General features: G+C 37.6%; 16 protein-coding genes. 3 read left to right on the forward strand and 13 right to left on the reverse strand.

What is annotated here, in order from left to right:
• The first annotated feature begins 199 nt into the window (after window positions 1-199).
• Entirely contained in the window at window positions 200-766 is a 567-nt protein-coding gene (locus tag JIV24_RS20315; protein ID WP_234445905.1) for a sigma-70 family RNA polymerase sigma factor, read from the forward strand.
• A gap of 7 nt (window positions 767-773) precedes the next feature.
• On the opposite strand, the gene JIV24_RS20320 is transcribed toward JIV24_RS20315, so the two are convergent.
• The 3 genes from JIV24_RS20320 to JIV24_RS20330 all read right to left on the reverse strand — a co-directional run bounded on the left by JIV24_RS20320 (window position 774) and on the right by JIV24_RS20330 (window position 3,303).
• Entirely contained in the window at window positions 774-1,187 is a 414-nt protein-coding gene (locus JIV24_RS20320; RefSeq protein ID WP_200466917.1) for a DUF2721 domain-containing protein, read from the reverse strand.
• A gap of 73 nt (window positions 1,188-1,260) precedes the next feature.
• Window positions 1,261-1,959 (reverse strand): HAD family hydrolase, encoded by a 699-nt coding sequence (locus JIV24_RS20325; RefSeq protein ID WP_289048496.1) that lies wholly within the window; start codon window positions 1,957-1,959, stop codon window positions 1,261-1,263.
• Complete coding sequence (locus tag JIV24_RS20330; protein WP_200466918.1) at window positions 1,960-3,303, reverse strand: serine hydrolase domain-containing protein; 1,344 nt, start codon at window positions 3,301-3,303, stop codon at window positions 1,960-1,962.
• 104 nt (window positions 3,304-3,407) lie between these two features.
• Here JIV24_RS20330 and JIV24_RS20335 point away from each other — a divergent pair, with 104 nt between their 5' ends.
• A complete protein-coding gene (locus JIV24_RS20335) occupies window positions 3,408-3,758 on the forward strand; it encodes a translation initiation factor (RefSeq protein WP_200466919.1) in 351 nt (116 codons plus the stop codon).
• A gap of 92 nt (window positions 3,759-3,850) precedes the next feature.
• Here JIV24_RS20335 and JIV24_RS20340 read toward each other — a convergent pair whose 3' ends face one another.
• The 5 genes from JIV24_RS20340 to JIV24_RS20360 form a co-directional block, all read right to left on the reverse strand.
• Window positions 3,851-5,029 carry a TolC family protein gene (locus JIV24_RS20340; RefSeq protein WP_200466920.1) on the reverse strand — a complete coding sequence of 393 codons (1,179 nt, stop codon included), beginning with the start codon at window positions 5,027-5,029 and terminating at the stop codon, window positions 3,851-3,853.
• Complete coding sequence (locus JIV24_RS20345) at window positions 5,026-8,136, reverse strand: efflux RND transporter permease subunit (protein ID WP_200466921.1); 3,111 nt, start codon at window positions 8,134-8,136, stop codon at window positions 5,026-5,028. Before JIV24_RS20345 ends, JIV24_RS20340 begins: the two co-directional genes overlap by 4 nt.
• Window positions 8,137-8,147: 11 nt before the next feature.
• On the reverse strand, window positions 8,148-9,650 hold the full coding sequence (locus JIV24_RS20350) for an efflux RND transporter periplasmic adaptor subunit (protein WP_200466922.1): 1,503 nt from the start codon (window positions 9,648-9,650) through the stop codon (window positions 8,148-8,150).
• Between the two features lie 88 nt (window positions 9,651-9,738).
• Window positions 9,739-10,035 carry a hypothetical protein gene (locus JIV24_RS20355; RefSeq protein WP_200466923.1) on the reverse strand — a complete coding sequence of 99 codons (297 nt, stop codon included), beginning with the start codon at window positions 10,033-10,035 and terminating at the stop codon, window positions 9,739-9,741.
• A gap of 87 nt (window positions 10,036-10,122) precedes the next feature.
• Window positions 10,123-10,590, reverse strand: coding sequence for a hypothetical protein (locus JIV24_RS20360; RefSeq protein ID WP_200466924.1), 468 nt, complete (start codon window positions 10,588-10,590; stop codon window positions 10,123-10,125).
• 133 nt (window positions 10,591-10,723) lie between these two features.
• Here JIV24_RS20360 and JIV24_RS20365 point away from each other — a divergent pair, with 133 nt between their 5' ends.
• The gene (locus JIV24_RS20365; RefSeq protein WP_200466925.1) at window positions 10,724-11,434 is read left to right on the forward strand and encodes a phosphatase PAP2 family protein; all 711 of its coding nucleotides are present in this window, start codon (window positions 10,724-10,726) and stop codon (window positions 11,432-11,434) included.
• Here JIV24_RS20365 and JIV24_RS20370 read toward each other — a convergent pair.
• The 5 genes from JIV24_RS20370 to JIV24_RS20390 all read right to left on the reverse strand — a co-directional run bounded on the left by JIV24_RS20370 (window position 11,431) and on the right by JIV24_RS20390 (window position 16,846).
• Window positions 11,431-12,339, reverse strand: coding sequence for a DMT family transporter (locus JIV24_RS20370; protein ID WP_200466926.1), 909 nt, complete (start codon window positions 12,337-12,339; stop codon window positions 11,431-11,433). The genes JIV24_RS20365 and JIV24_RS20370 overlap by 4 nt on opposite strands.
• Window positions 12,340-12,437: 98 nt before the next feature.
• Window positions 12,438-13,817, reverse strand: coding sequence for a Na+/H+ antiporter NhaA (nhaA, locus tag JIV24_RS20375; RefSeq protein ID WP_200466927.1), 1,380 nt, complete (start codon window positions 13,815-13,817; stop codon window positions 12,438-12,440).
• A gap of 9 nt (window positions 13,818-13,826) precedes the next feature.
• Window positions 13,827-14,552 carry a nucleotidyltransferase family protein gene (locus JIV24_RS20380; RefSeq protein ID WP_200466928.1) on the reverse strand — a complete coding sequence of 242 codons (726 nt, stop codon included), beginning with the start codon at window positions 14,550-14,552 and terminating at the stop codon, window positions 13,827-13,829.
• A gap of 142 nt (window positions 14,553-14,694) precedes the next feature.
• Window positions 14,695-16,131 (reverse strand): RapZ C-terminal domain-containing protein, encoded by a 1,437-nt coding sequence (locus tag JIV24_RS20385; RefSeq protein ID WP_234445907.1) that lies wholly within the window; start codon window positions 16,129-16,131, stop codon window positions 14,695-14,697.
• A gap of 25 nt (window positions 16,132-16,156) precedes the next feature.
• Window positions 16,157-16,846: a DUF554 domain-containing protein gene (locus JIV24_RS20390; protein ID WP_200466929.1), complete on the reverse strand. Its 690-nt coding sequence runs from the start codon at window positions 16,844-16,846 to the stop codon at window positions 16,157-16,159.
• Window positions 16,847-17,332: the final 486 nt, after the last annotated feature.

Raw genomic sequence — 17,332 nt, forward strand, 5'->3', positions numbered from 1 at the left:
GTGTTTGGACACCTTGAAAATACTGATATTTCAGAAGATTCAAGGAACACTTATCCCTTTTTTATGAATAATTCAGGCTAAGACGGCCAATTGAAAAAATGATGCACTATTATCGAAAAAAATTTGATTATTTTTTTTTATCCATCTGCTCATCCACTTCAGAAATAAATAACTCTGCATAATTTCTTATTTTTGGATGATGGAAATACAAATTGATACCTTATATAAATCGTTATACATCTTTATAAAAAATCGCATCAACAATAATGCTGATGCACAGGACATAACTCAAGATGTTTTCTTAAAATTATCCAGCTCAAATACTGAAGAAGTAAAGAACCTTAAAAGCTGGATGTTTACAGTGGCTAAAAATTCAATCATCGATTATTACCGAAAAAACAACTATCACTATAATAGTGAAGAACTTCCTTATACTGAGGACAATGACAACAATACAGTTGCTGTAGAAGAATTAAGTACTTGTATGCTAACTTTTATAAATCAGCTACCAGCTGACTATAAAGAACTCATGCTCCTTTCCGAAATCAACAACATGCCACAAAAGGAAATTGCAGAACAACTTGGTATCAATTATGCAACTGTACGCTCAAAAGTGCAACGTGGCCGCGATAAACTAAAAAAGCTGTTTACTGACTGCTGTAACATAGAGCAAGATGCTCGCAACAGCATAATTGATTATGAAGAAAAAACTAATTCGTGCCAATCAGATCCTTATGATTGCTCTGATAAAAATGATAAATGCTAGTTACCTATTACTGATTGTTTTTTTCATTGAAATTTTCCATATCATTCAAGTGCAAGTCAAGTGCTTTAACCGAGATTTTTATTTCCCAGCCTGATAGTAATAAGGATATAATTAGTAACAACAAGCCTAATCCGAATGCATAAGCGGCAGGCATAAATACTTCGATGTAAATCAATAACATTGACAATACACAAAACATTAAGCTGGCCACTCCGAGTAACTGCATATTTTTAATCAGGTATAAACGTTTTCGCAAATTCATGATTTGGTCAAGTAAAACCTGATCGGGATTAGCTTTGAGCTTTTCGTATAATTGGCGTACTAATGCCGCATAGCCTAAAAAACGATTGGTGTAAGCTAATAATATAAGTGAAACAGCCGAAAATAATAAAGCTGGTGTTGTTAGTGTTAAAGTCTCCATGTATTAAGTTTTATTCTGAAACTTCGTTTCTGTCAGATTGTTCTCAACAGCATGCTATATTTAACAAAATTTATCAATCCAATAACATTGGCAATTCAGACACACTGCCAAGTTCAATAAATTTATTGTTAGTAATTGGCTCAGTTACAATCTCGTGTTGCCATGTTGTATGAAAAGGAATATGTACGCCCCATCCTCCAAGCTCCAAAACAGGCAATACATCTGATTTTAATGAATTACCAACCATCATTAATTCATTGGGTTTAACATCCAGGTGCTGAATCAATATTTGGTAGGCGTCGCTTGTTTTATCACTCATCACTTCAATATGATGAAAGTATTTGAGCAAACCCGATTTACGTAGTTTTCGCTCCTGATCGAGTAAATCACCTTTAGTTGCTACAATCAGCTTGTAATTTACAGCAGCTTTTTTTAACACCTCTTCAACTCCTTCGAGCAAAACAACCGGTTTATCCAGCATCTCTTTCCCTAAGTCTGTTAACTCATTTATTTGACGCGCAGAAACCTGATAACCGGATAATAAGTTTGCTGTTTCTATCAACGATAATATAAAGGCTTTAATGCCATATCCATAAATGGGCATATTGGCTATTTCAACGTCATAAAGCACTTTTAATGTTTCATTCTTTGGTGAATACTTCAACATTAATTCAGCAAATTGTTGTTCAGCTTCACGAAAAAATGTTTCATTTTCCCAAAGGGTGTCATCTGCATCAAAAGCGATGACTTTAATTCCAGTAATCTTTTCCACTTATTCTTTGATGAAGTTAAATGTTGCTCCTCTTTGATGTAAAACAAAGGAGCCCATAATAATTGAATGTAAATCCCCTTCAAACTTTATCTCCATTCCAATTGGTTCAAACCTGAACGAGCCATTTTCGTATTGGGTCAACGGGAAAGCTTCATGACCGGTTATTTGAGCATATAAACGTTCTTCCTTTAATACCAGACTAATTTTAACGGGGTATTCTGGGCAAACATAATTACCTTCTAAATTATTTAACACTTCAATTGGTATGTTTGCTAGTTTTTGACTGAATACAGGAAGTTCATACTCGAATCCATAGCATGAATTTAATGCTGTGGTGATTATTTCATTGAGTGGGTAACTCATACCGTTACCCAATACCGAAATACTTAAGCTATCATCAGGAAAGTATGATAAATGACTTTGAAAGCCATCAATATTTCCATTGTGACCCCACGCAAATCTATCTTTATAAGGATACGCAAAAACTCCACGCCCAAAACCATCATCAATGGTAACAAGGCTATCAAGTGATGCTTCGCTTATGATTCTCTTTTGAAACAAGGCCTGAGCAAAAACATTTAAATCTCTGGGAGTTGAAATAATGGCTCCAGCCCCCCTGGCAATACTCATATCAGTTTCTGATAATTGTTCCCATTGCTTGTTTCTGAATACATATGAATTTGCTTCATACATAGCGGTATTAATATCCCCACCATACCGGGTGCCTGTTAATAAAAAGGGTGTAGTAATTTTGTTTTCCAATTGTATCGAAAAACTTTCATCATTTAATCTTTCAATAATAAATCCAAGTAATAAATAATTAGTATTTGAGTACCTTGCCCTTTCACCTGGCTCAAAATCAATGGGATAATTCACTATCATCCCCATTAACTCGCCTTTATGCCAGGCTTTATTCTTAATCCCGATAAAACTTTCTTGAGTGGTATATTCATGTAAACCACTCCGATGATTAAGTAAATGAGAAATGGTAATTTTACCAGAATTTGTAATCTGTGGATAATATTCGGCTAATTTAGTATCAAGGCTTAGTCTACCTTCTTCAATCAATTGAAAAATCATAACAGCAGTGAATATCTTTGTCACTGAGCCTATTCGATATCTTGTTTGATAGTTGGCATGCCTCTCTTCCTTCACACTTGAAAGCCCAGAGTAATATTCATATAAGCGCTCATCACCTTTATAAATGGCAATACCTCCCATAAACTTGTTATTATCTTCCAAAAGTTTAAAGTAGGCATCCAGCTGACTCCAATCTTCTGAAGTCTGAGCATATAAACCAAATGATAACTTCGTTATGAAAAGGATAGTTATAAGGGTTCTCATAGTTATAGATTTGAAACTGAAAATTAATCAAAATGTGTAGCATATGCAGAAAATTGGCCATAAAAAGTAAATTGAGTTATTACATTTGTGTAAAATATACGTCGATGGCAAAAAAGAAAAAATGGAAAAATCTGGATGGCGTGGTGTTTTCTACCAATCAGGATTTTGACTATCAATACAATGATGACGCACAAGAAGAAACCCTTGAACCACAACAACAGGATTTAAGGGTGTTATTAGATAAGAAGCAACGTGGTGGCAAAAAAGTGACTTTGGTAACTGGTTTTATAGGCGTTGAGGATGATTTAAAAGACCTGGGTAAGCTATTGAAAAGCAAATGTGGCGTAGGTGGTTCTGCAAAAAATAGAGAGATTCTTATTCAGGGTGACTTCCGGGATAAGGTGGTTGATATACTTATAAAAGAAGGATATAAGGTTAAAAAGTCAGGCGGTTAATGTACTTCTTAAGACATTTACCTATCAAAATAAATACAAAAGCCACTTGCAAAAAATGTTGTGCAAGTGGCTTTTGTGTCACACTGGTATCATCAATTAATTTGAAAGGCTTTCATTTGAGCCAGATTTAATTGAAATTCCAATTCTGCATTCAAAGCATTTTCAATGGCTTCGTAATAAATGCTCAATTCCATCATGTATTCCAATATGGTTATTTGTCCGTTTTCTAAGGCTACTAATAGCAAATCAGTATTACTTAAGGCCATCAATGAATTTCGATATTGAGTAGCAACTGCCTGCATATTACTGGCACGTCCATACAAAGCTTTTAAGCCATGGTAAAGCTGTAATTGAGCATCGGCCAATTCATTTTCCTTTGCTATTGAGTTTAGCTTAGCCTGCTTAACGGTGTTTTTATTTTCCCACAATGGAATGCTCAAGCCTACATTCACTCCCCTGAATTTATCTACTGTCCCACTTTCAGAACTATATCCGCCAGTTAATTTGGGTAAACTCATTGCCTTACTTAGCTTTTCATTGTACCTACTGGCTGACAGCTCCTTTTGTCGACTCTGAATTTCTGGTATAATGTCGGAATTCTCCTTAAACCATTGTTCAAAATCAAGTGGCATAATGGCATCCGGCCAACCCTCCATGCTGAACCTCAATATTTGTCCGCCATTAATGCCTTGTAATTGCTGTAATAACAACGCTTGTTCCGATTCCAGCCTGGCTAATGCATTTTGGGCATTAAGCAAGTTTATATCTGCTTTATTACGTTCTAGCATATTGGCATCTCCTTCATCAAATTTTATATGAAAAGCTTCTGCCATTTGTTTAGCATGCTCCAGACGAACAGCATATTCTTCTAACATCGCATTTTGATAGATAAGCTTAAGAATATAAAACTGAGCATCTAGCATCACCACGTTATAGGCATTTAAATAATCACGCTCTGCCTTTTCGTTTAAGCTATTAGTCATCTGTTTACGATAACGATAGGCCGTGGGAAAATCAAAACTTTGCCTCACATGAAACTCTTGTTTGTTGCCAATTTGCTCAGTATCTCCCCATTGATAAATATACTCAACCTGAGGGTTAGCTGGATTCAATCCGATATTGTTGCCAACAATGGTTGCATCAGTTTGTGCCCTCAATGATTTTAATGTATAATTATTTTTCTCAATAGAATCGAGTAACTGAGGTATGGATGTTTGCGCTGTTATAATAGCACTTAGTAAGCACAATACACTTATCGCAGCTAGTTTCATAAACTACCTCCTTTCTTTTCGGGTTTAAAACGCTTCTTCTGAAACAAGTAATAAACAATTGGGATGACATAGATATTTAACAAGGTAGATGTCAACAATCCACCTAAAATTACTTTTGCCATGGGACTTTGAATTTCATTACCTGGCTGGCCACCTTTTAGTGCTAAAGGAATTAATGCCAAAGCCGCAGTAAGTGCAGTCATTAATATGGGATTTAATCGGTCAATTGAACCTTCAACAATAATCGCTTTTAAGTTCGCTTTATTAGCCTTCACATTTTGATAATTGGACACCAACAAAATACCATTGCGTGTTGCAATACCAAATAAAGTAATAAACCCAATAATTGCCGGAATACTAATGATACCCGAGGTTATCTTAATAGCAAATACACCACCAATTAATGCCAACGGAAGATTTAATAGTATGATACCAGCCAAGCGGGTATTTTTAAACTCATGGTAGAGTAATAAAAATATGATGCAAATGGCTAATATAGATGTCAACATCAGTGTTTGTGAGGCTTTAGCTTCGCTTTCGAACTGACCACCATATTCAATACGATAGCCATCGGGCAAGGTGATATTTGATTTTACTGCCGATTTAATATCATTCACCACACTTCTTAAATCGCGCTGCGCCACATTAGCTGACACCACTAACTTTCGCTGAACATTTTCTCGGCTAACCATACCCGGACCAGCAGTTGAAATAATGGTGGCCACTTCTTCCAAAGCCACTTTTTTACCGTCACCAGTATCAATCAAAGCTTTCTTAAGTCCTTCCATTGAATTGGTATAGTCGTGATTAAAACGCAGCAATAAGTCAAAACTTCGTTGACCTTCGTAAATATTCGCCAGTTTCTCACCCGCAAAAGCAACATCAACAAATTCGTTGAATGCGGTCATACTGATACCATAAGCAGCCAGCTTTTCCCGGTCAGCTTTAATCTGAATCTGAGGAATTTCCGTTTGCTGCTCAACATTAACATCCACCAAACCTTCAATTTTATCGACTACGGCCTTAACCTGGTTACCAAGAACAAAGAGCTGATTTAAATCTTGTCCGAAGATTTTAATAGCAATATTAGCTCGTGTGCCCGACAGCATATGATCAATACGGTGCCCCAGTGGCTGCCCAACTGTGGTTGCCACCCCAGGTACATTGGCTAACTTTTTTCTAACATCTTCGAGAAATATTTCCTGTTCTCGATCCCCCAACACAAAGTTCACATCTATCTCAGCACTATTGGTTGTTTGTGAATGTTCATCCAACTCACCTCGCCCAGTCCTGCGAGCAGTACCTGTAACTTCTGGTATTAATAAGAGTTCCGACTCAATTAAGTTACCCAACTCATTACTCTTTTCAAGTGATACCCCGGGCTGACTAACGGCTGAAATTGTTAATGCCCCTTCATTAAACTCAGGTAAGAAACTGCGGCCCATCGATGTCATTACTGCTATAGCGATAGCAAATAAAACAATACTACCAGATAAAAATCCAGTTTTATGATTTAATGTCCATGTAAGTGAGTGTTTATACATACGCTGAAGAAAACGAGTCAGGCGACTATCCTTCTCCTTTGACGATAAATATTTGTCATCTGATAATAATAAATGACACAATAATGGCGTAATGGTCATCGCCACAATTAGAGACATAAAGAGAGAAACGATATAGGCTATACCCAAAGGTTGTAGCATCCTGCCCTCCATACCCGACAAGAAAAACAAGGGAATAAACGCAACGATAATAATAAGAGTTGCATTCAATATGGAAGAACGAATCTCCTTTGAAGCCTCATAAACGACCGTTAATGTAGAAACTCGTTCTCCGGCAGGTTTATGATAATCCTGTCGTAAGCGTTTGTATACATTCTCTACATCGATTATTGCATCATCCACCAACGAACCAATGGCAATGGCCATGCCACCCAGACTCATTGTATTAATGTTTAAATCGAGATACTTAAGTGCTATAATGGCTCCTAAAAGTGACAAAGGAATTGCAATCAAAGAAATAAGAGTTGTTCGAAAACTTCCTAAAAACAAGAAAAGAATAATAACAACAAACAAACCACCCTCAATAAGTGCACGCTGCACATTACGAACCGAAGTTTCGATAAAATCGGCCTGACGAAAGATTTTGGAATCGAGCTTTACATCATCTGGAAGCGTTTCAGATAACTCTGCCAGGTTAGCCTCAATCTTCTGTGTCAGCTTTAAGGTATTGGTATTTGGCTGTTTCGAAATTGATAGAATAACTGCTGGTGTGGCATCTTGCGATGCATAACCCATTTTCACAGCAGGCTCAATTACTACTTGAGCAATATCCCGAATGTAAATAGGTAATCCTTTATTTTGCTTTATTAAGGTATTTCCTAAGACCTCTAAATCAGCACTACGACCAATTCCTCGTACCACATATTCGTTACCATATTCGCGAATAACGCCACCTGTACTATTCTGGCTGATGCCTTTACATACATCTTCAAGCTCTGATAGCTTAACATTCAGGTGCATCATCTTATGCGGATCGGCCAAAACTTTGTATTGCTTATAGTCCCCACCTATTATTGTGACTTGCGATACTCCGCCAGTAGCCAGCAACAGAGGTTTTATCTGCCAATCGGCAATTGTCCTAAGTGTCATGGCATCGGTCGTATCAGACTGAAGTCCTACAAATAGGATCTCACCCATAACGCTTGACTGAGGTGCCAACACCGGTTGTGAGATACCAATCGGCAATTGACCTGCTAAGGTAACGAGCTTTTCGCTCACTATCTGACGAGCCTTAAATACATCGGTTCCCCAATCGAATTCGACCCACACAAATGAAAATCCATGCGAGCTGGCAGAGCGTACTCGACGCACATCTGTGGCGCCATTTACTGCTGTTTCAATTGGAAATGATACTAGACGTTCAACCTCCTCAGTAGCCATCCCATGCGCATCCGTCATCACAACTACAGTAGGCGCTGTTAAGTCAGGAAATACATCAACATCCATATTTTGGGCTGTATATACGCCTCCCAAAATCAGAACGACTGATCCCAATAGAACGATTAGTTTATTATGGAGCGAGAATTTTATAATATTATTCAACATTGTTGCCCCTCCTAATGTACATGACCGGCGTGCGGATCAACTGTATTTGAAACTGCTGCTAACCTGACAAAGGTCGCGCCTCTACTCACAATTCGCTCATTAGCCTTTAAACCAGACAATACAACCGTATGAACACCATCCGATGGACCAGGAACAACTTGTCGGCGTTCGAATAATTCGGGTGTTAGTTGAATGTATGTAAAGAACAAACCCTGAATCTCCACCAAAGCAGAGTTAGGAATAATAACTGATTTTTTTTGACTTCCGGTTCTCAGATATACATTAGCAAAACCGCCACTCACCAAATCATCATGCTTATCAATCTCCAGGGTTACTGGTAATAAATAGTTATCAGTACCTGATGATTGACCAATTGAGACCAGTCTTCCGTTTAAATCACTTAGATTTATCACCTCACCATTATTCAATTCTATATTAGCATCGTATAGCGTTTTAAGTTCGGAGAATAAGCTCGGACGAACCATCCCTTTCAGAACCAAACGATCATTCTTGATAATGGTCAATAGGGGCATACCTGAATTTACATACTCGCCATTATCAACCAATAATTCGTGAATAAAACCTGGCATTTTCGCCACTACCTTTTCCCCGTTTTCCGACACTGTTTTCTGTAAATTACTCCACTGTGATTCTGCCTTTTCAAATCGAGCTTTTGACACTAACAATTGACGGTTCGAAACAATCTTTTGCTGATGCAAGCGCTTATCGCGCAAATAATCCGATTTGGCAATATCGTATTCAACCTTAGCTTCCTGAGCCCTAACAATGGTATTATTCTCAGTGAGACCTTGCCCTGATATTGTCATTAACCATTCATTATTACTCACTGCTTGTCCAATTGACAACAAACCAGAAGAGTATTGTATAAAACCACTGGATTTAGCCGCAACAATCATTTGTTCGGCGGGAGAAACATTAACACGAGCACTCACTTTTATAATACTGCCAAACTCCGCTATTTCTGGTTTATCCGTTTTGAAATCAACTTTCCACGATTGCTCTTTTGTGAAGCTAACCGCATCAGGTGAATCCGGAATTAAACTTTCGCCTAAATGTGCAGCATCATGCGCATCATCATAAACCTTAACATTATTAATAGTCACTTTTTGCTTTTGATTATTATGCAGAAGCTCAAACTCAAACCTACCTACACCAGCAGTTGAAGGTTGTATGATTACTTTAAATACGCCAGACTTGGAAGCTTCTGTACTCTTTACTCTAATACCCTTACCTCCAACTATTAACGAAACACTCACCTCATCTACCAACACTGGCTTAAAAGTTTCTAAATCAGTAAAATGTATAATCAATTGTGAATTATTAGCAACGGCTAAGGGTTGAACATCTACAAACACTTCCAGTTTATCGGAATAAGCTGTATATGGTATGGTGATGTCATCATGTGCATGTCCGCCATCATCTTGCTTAAAGTTTGAACAAGATGAAACCAGCATACCGATAACAAAATATAATATGTAACCGTAATGATTCATATGATGAAATTATTTGTAATTCAATCTGATATTTTAATGAATACTTCAGCAGAAGAGATTCTTCTGCTGAAGTATATTGGCTGAAATTTTAGTTGTGATCATGGTCGTGATCGTGCCCGTGATCATGACTGTGATCGTGTTCAGCACTTTCTTTCTTGTGGTCGTCACATTCTTCTTTAGTGGCGCAACTATCCTTGTCACAGCCCTTACAAGCATGCTCTTCTTTTACATCAAAAGATTCCTGAGCAGGCGCTTCGTGGTCATGTGCTTCGTGTACAGTTCCATCAGCATGTACATGAGTACCTTTTTTTTGTTCTGCTTTCTTTGTGCCACAAGACGATAAAATCAAGGCTGACATAGCCAAAATGAAAAGTAATTTTTGCATGATTCTTTAGATTGAATTAGTTAATAAATAGATATGTGCAGAAAGGGCGAATGCCTTCACCTAATCTGTAATTCCTTAAACACTAAATCATGCAAATACAGGCGGTGCCCTTAGCGGGACCGCCAGATTATAACCCTCGGGGAGTTTTGGTGGTGTGTAATCCGATTCATGTTTTAGCTCTTCATCATTATCAATGTGAAAGTCAAAAACACTATTAATAACTACTAAGACAAAGTGTGTATGCTCTGTTTTAGAGTTTATTGGTCTTACCTCAAAATGACAGGCTTCGTGCGAATCGTGGTCATGCTGATGATTTACTTTCTCTGAATGCTCATGGTGATGATCACAAGTATGAGAATGGTCGGAATAATGGTGATGATGGTGGTTTGCTTCATGTGCATCAAACATAGCCACCAGGTTATTCACAATATCTAAATGATGATGATGAGGAATAACATTGTGAGCAAATACAATACTGTATATCGCCAAAAGAAGAGTAGCTATATGGACTCTGATTTTAACCATCTTTGCAATTTTACAAAATATTCTGCTCATACGGCTGATATTAGGAACTAATTAACATCGTCGAGTAAAAAATCTTGCGTATACAGGAAATTTGAGTAATTATTAAGTTCAAATTTTCCCGATTTTATTTTTAAACAATTATTTTCGAAACAAATTAAGAATTATGGGGCTGCTACAATCATTAATAGAACTCGACACTGAACTTTTATTCTTTCTAAATAGTTTTCATAACGGTTTTTGGGATAACTTTTTTTGGATGTTTACCAGTAAAGAAGTCTGGCTTCCCCTTTACCTGACACTGGCCTATGTAATTTTTAAAAACCACGGACTAAAAGGATTGGTAACTATTTTGTCAATTGGTCTATTAATTGTTTTATGCGATCAAATTTCAACCAATGTATTTAAGCAGGGTTTCGAGCGCTTGAGGCCTTCAAGGGACGAAGATTTACAATTCCTTGTCCATCTAATAAATGGAAAAAGAGGTGGCATGTACGGATTTGTTTCATCTCATTCAACCAATTCATTTGGTTTGGCAATATTTACCTCATTGCTATTCAGAAACAGGACATACAGTATATTTATTTTTTCATGGGCTGCAATAAATGCCTATTCGAGAGTTTATATGGGCGTTCATTACCCAGGCGACATTATTGGCGGCATGTTACTCGGACTGATATTAGGCCGCATTGTATATGGCATTTACCTCAGAGTTCTTCCGCGTTTTGTGGTTATCTCCCATCATAATAAACGCCTACTCAAATCCGGCATTTCCGATTCATTTGGGAATGATTCTCGTTTAGTATTCTTCTCTATTATTTTAATGACTGGCACTTTATTAATGGCAGCCAAAGTGATGCTTAAAATTACCGGCTAGAACCAAAACAATACAATTACACCCAAAACGGCAATCGTTGCTCCAACCGCTTCTTTTAAAGTAACGCGCTCTTTAAATAATAAGATGGCGGGCGGTATAATTAATACCGGAACAATAGACATAATGGTAGAAGCCACGCCTGTGGTTGTATACTTTATGGCTAATAATGAAAATGAGACTCCCAAAAATGGTCCAAAAAATGCTCCTATTGAAATACGAAGCATGGCGGCACCATTGCTGAGCGCCTTTATCACCTTTGGCCAGTGACCGGTAAAAATAAATAATACGCTAAAACCGATTGTTCCAGCAATCACCCGAATCATGGTTGCTGAAGCCGGATCGTAATCACCCATCCCATATTTACTTAGTACCAGACCAAGCCCTTGTCCTGTTGCCCCACCAAAGGCCAGCAATATTCCTTTTAAAGGATATTTTACTTTTATGCGCTTTCCTTTTGAAGGCTTTCCCAATATTACAAGCGAAATACCCGACATCGTTACGGTCATTCCTAAGATATGAGCCATTGTTAACTGCTCACCCAGTAGTATCCAGCCAAATAAAGCTGCTAATGGCGGTGATAAAGACATGATCAACATAGAGATGCGTGCCCCAACGACCACAAAAGCCTGAAATAACAACATATCACCAATAACAAAACCAACCAGACCACTAATAGACAGCCAAAACCACTGGTAAGCATCAGCTCCTTCGGGGAAGAAATAGCCAAAACGAATATACTGAAGCGTTCCCAAGAGAGCAATGGCCATAAATAAGCGAATGATATTAACGGACATCGATCCCACTTTTTTACCAGCAGATTCAAATGACATCGACGTAAAAGTCCAGCATACTGCGGTAACTAATGCGGCTAATTCTCCTAAGTGTTCTGTTATGAATTGATTCATGCGATACTAATATGGGGTCAAATGTAATAACGAGAGTTCGATAAACAAAAAAAGGAGCACCAATCGGTACTCCTTATATCTATTGATAATCTTTAGTATTACTTAGTAGTAATCGGTTTTTGGTCTTCATCTTTCTTAAGCGAATACTTTAATAAGTAGAAGCCAAACAATCCTGCTACAATTGAACCAACAAAAATACCAATCTTAGCCTGATTCAACAGCTCTGCATCTCCTTTAAAACCAAGGCTGGCGATAAAGATAGACATCGTAAATCCAATACCTCCTAAGAACGCTAAGCCAAGGAAAGATAACCATGAAGAGCGCTTTGGTTTAACTGCAATTCCAAGTCTAACTGCTAACCAAGAAAAGAATGTAATGCCAAGTCCTTTTCCTACCACTAAACTAAATGCAATAGCCAATGATAAGGTTGTAAATACTTCGCTACTACCCTCGCCATGATGAATTAGAGTAACACCTGCATTAGCTAGAGCAAAAAGTGGCAAAACAAACAAACTGATAAAACCATGAAACTGGTGTTCAATATATTGCAATGGACTCTGAACTTTTTTAACACTGTACTCCACATCATTTATCGCATATAATTGGTCATCTGTCAATACGCGTTCATTTGCACTTTTAGGAACTGAATCAAAACGTGTTAAACCAGACTTAATTCGAGCTAAAAACTCATTAATATGCACCTTTGGACGAGCCGGAATGGTAAAGGCGATTAACACACCTGCAATAGTGGCGTGTAAACCTGATCCAGGCCCGTCAACACCTGATTGCAAAAACAGATACCAGATGATAAAGCCAAGGAATGTATAAATTTTCAAATCCTGAATATTACGTAAATTGGCGATGGTCAACACGATTAAAAGCAGACCTGCAACCATAAGATATGTCCAGTTTAAGTCACCACCGTAAAACAAAGCGATTACCAAAACGGCACCTAAATCATCTACAATAGCTAAGGCTGTAAGAAAGACCTTTAAGGCCAGTGGCACACGCTTGCCAAGTAACGATAAAATACCCAGTGAGAAAGCAATATCAGTAGCCATTGGAATACCCCATCCTTTGGACGCTGTTCCTTCAAAACCAAACATCATGTATAGGGCGATTGGTACAACCATACCTCCAATAGCAGCAAAAATAGGTAGTGATGCCTGTTTAAATGAACTCAGTTCACCTGCTAAGAATTCACGTTTAATCTCTAAGCCTACTACAAAAAAGAAAATGGCCATTAAACCATCATTAATCCAGTGCATCAAACCCATATTAACACTAAATATTTCAGTAGATATACCAAATGGGCTATGCCAGAAGTGGTGGTAGCTATCGTGATCTACATTGGCCCATATGACAGCAATAGCTGTTGCTATCATTAATAAAGCACTACCACTAGAGAAAAATTTAATAAACTTTTGAAACGGATCGCCTAACCTTCGTCGTCCTGTTCCACTTTGAATTTCACTCATTATACTATTTTATTTACCTGATTTATAATATTGTTCTGCTTCTTCAAGTTTTTCAATGGTGCCTACATCAAACCAAGCTTCATCCTTGCCTACATCATAACCTTTTATCTGATGATTTTTAGCCAGCTTGAGATATGCTTCAATAATTGAAAAAGGCCTAATCTCTCCCATTTCGTTTAACAGCCCGGGTTCGATAATGTGAATGCCACTAAAGGCTAAATCAACCTTATTTTCAGCTTTTATCACTTCTATCTGCTCATTGGTTTTGATGTTTTTCCATGCACATAATTGCATTTCATCATTAAAACATAAATAACGGGATGTATTACGGCTTTTAACCATTAATGTTGCATCATTTTTATTTTTGCGGTGTGAATATATGAAACTTTCTAGATTTGTAGATGTGACAATATCCACATTTCGAATAATAATTGGTTTATTTGGAATGAATAAAGATTGGGCTTTTAACAAGCCTCCACCCGTTTCGAGTAACAAATCCGATTCGTCTGAAATAAGCACTTCAGATTGCCACGTATTAGCCTGTACATACTGAATAATCTTCTCAGAAAAATGATGTACATTAACGACGATACGCTCAACGCCAATACCTTCCAGTTCTCTGATAGCATGCCACAGTAATGGTTTTCCTTGAAAAGGGGCTAAAGCCTTTGGCAATTGATTGGTTAATGGCTTAAGGCGCGTACCCAATCCTGCCGCAAAAATCATTGCATTCATTGCTTATCCAATTTAATGGGTTTGCACAACTTATTTTCTTTTTTTGAACCAATCCCACATTTCTTACAGACATAAATGTGCGTATCCTTCACTATTGGATTATTCAACTTCTCTTTATCTTTGCACTTCTTCTTTGCCATTGTTATTTTTTCTTCATGTCTTGCTCTACATGCTTTAACTCAACATTTAACTTGTATTTATGTTGAAGATGACTTGCTAAAGATTCGGCGCTGTATACTGAACGATGTTGTCCACCTGTACATCCAAAATTGACCATCAGGTTTTTAAACCCTCTCGAAATATATTTTTCGACTGATTTATCCACCATTGAATAGACATCTTTTAAGAATTCTGCCATCTCGGGCTCTTTGCCAAAAAAAGCAATCACTTCTTCATCCTTGCCGGTTTTCTCGGCATATTCAGGATATCGGCCCGGGTTATGAATCGCTCTACAGTCAAATACAAAACCACCTCCATTACCAGACACATCAACAGGAATACCTCTTTTATAAGAAAAGCTGCTTATTCGGACTGTCAAAAGCGAACTTCTCTGGCCAATGGTTTTTAGCTCTTCCGATTCGGTTACATTACGCAAGGCTGCAAACAAAGTGGGTAATTCAACACCCAGGTTGACATTATCGAGCAAATATTTAAGGTTATCGATGGCATAAGGTATACTTTTTAAGAAATGCTCCTTTTTCTCGTAAAAACCTCTAAAACCGTATGCCCCCATGGCCTGCATTATTCTTATCAATACATAGCCGTAATAATGTCGGGAGAAATCACCTTCATCCACTTTTGTGTACTGAGACAGCTCACCCATATAAAAGTTCAATAAATCTGCACGCACAGCATGTGGTATGTCAGCTTTTGCATCATATAAAAGCGATGCCAGATCGTATTGTAAGGCACCTAAGCGACCGCCCTGATAATCAATAAACCAAGGCTCATCATTCACCACCATCACATTTCTCGACTGAAAATCGCGATACAGGAAATAATCATGCTTCACTTCCAACAAGAAATTAATCAGTTTGTGGTAGTCATCTTCTAAGGCCTGTTCATCAAAAGGAACACGTGCCAGTTTTAAGAAATAGTACTTAAAGTAATGAAGATCCCATAACATGGACTGTCGATCAAAAGCCTGACGAGGATAACATTTTGTATAATCCAGGCCTTCGCCTCCATTGATCTGAAATGAAACCAACTGCGTCAGTGTTTTTTTATAGAAATTCACTAAATCTTCCGGAAACTCCTTGTCTTTTCTTAAGCCTTGCAAGAATCCATAGAGTGTGACATCGCCTAAATCTTCCTGCAGGTACACATTATTTGATTCATCAACCATGTATATCTCAGGAACTGGTAGGCCTTTGCCTTTAAAATGCTTCGAAAACTCCAGAAAAGCCACATTTTCTTTGGAATCGGAATTATAGGCGCCCATAGCCGATTTGCTTCGCCCACTTATTCGATAATATTCGCGATATGAACCTGATGGTGGCAACATGACATAAGAACGTGCTTCCTCTCCTGCCCACTTCTCGAACATTTGTATCAATAATGATTTAGTATTTGCTTCCAATGTACGTTGTTTTAATAGGTTGCTATTAGAATAATGATGATGCCCAAACCATAATGATAATGATAATTAGAGAGGGCAACATATTCATAATTCTTATCTTCTTAATTTCTAATATATTAATTCCAAGGCCAACTAATAAAATTCCACCTACAGCAGTTAATTCATTGATAATGTCGGCTGCTATAAAATCACCTAACAGATAGGCCAGTAAGGTAATTCCTCCCTGAAATATAAACAATGGAATAACCGACATACCAACACCTAATCCGAAAACAGAAGCCAGCGCTATCGATGAAAAACCATCCATAATCGCTTTGGTCATTAATATTTCAGAACCATTTCCCATACCTTCATCAATGGCACCAAGAATCGTCATGGAACCGATGCAGTATAGCAGAAATGCCGTAAGTAAGCCTTCAGAAAATTTTGGGTTTTTGAGTTTTAAGCGATTTTTGATTTTATCAGACAAGCCATCAACAGCTTTCTCAATAGACATCCACTCGCCCAATATGGTGCCTATTATCAGGCTAAAAACAATGGCCAGAAGCATCTGTCCTTTGATGGCCATATTTACCCCCAGCACCAATGTAAACAACCCAAGTGCCTGAAAGACGCCTTTCGTTATCTTCTTTGGGATTCGGTTTCCTACCACCATTCCGATAGCACTACCAACTACCACCGTAATCACATTTAATATTGTTCCGCCTAATAACATTAGTTCTTTTTAAATATTAACGTGTAAAAATAAATTAATAAACAGGAATAAGGAATATATCTAAAAGAAAAAAGGGCATTGGTAGTGATGCCCTTTAGGTTTTAATTTGTTGGAAAAATATTTCATCGACGAATTACAGCAATTGACACAAATTGTTTTCACAAAACTGGCGTGCGAGTCCGTGGGTTATTTAAAATCACGCGAAAGGATTCGCGCGATAGCGTGCGATAATAGAATTTTCTAGCAAGGCTAAAACACTGCGCCGAAGCTTCATACTTTATTTTAGGAAGCTTCGGCGCTGTTATTTTAGGCAATTAAAAATAGTATATGGGCTCAATGCCTTATGTTTGAGCTATACTTTTTAGTATATAGGGTCCTTGCCATATTTTTAAGATATACATTTTAAAATTTGTAACTACTCACGTACTATTGTATTCTTCTAGATTAAGCAAACAGCTTCATTATTATTAGCTGCATTAAGGTGTA

The organism is Carboxylicivirga marina, assembly GCF_016612505.1.
GTDB classification, from domain to species: domain Bacteria; phylum Bacteroidota; class Bacteroidia; order Bacteroidales; family Marinilabiliaceae; genus Carboxylicivirga; species Carboxylicivirga marina.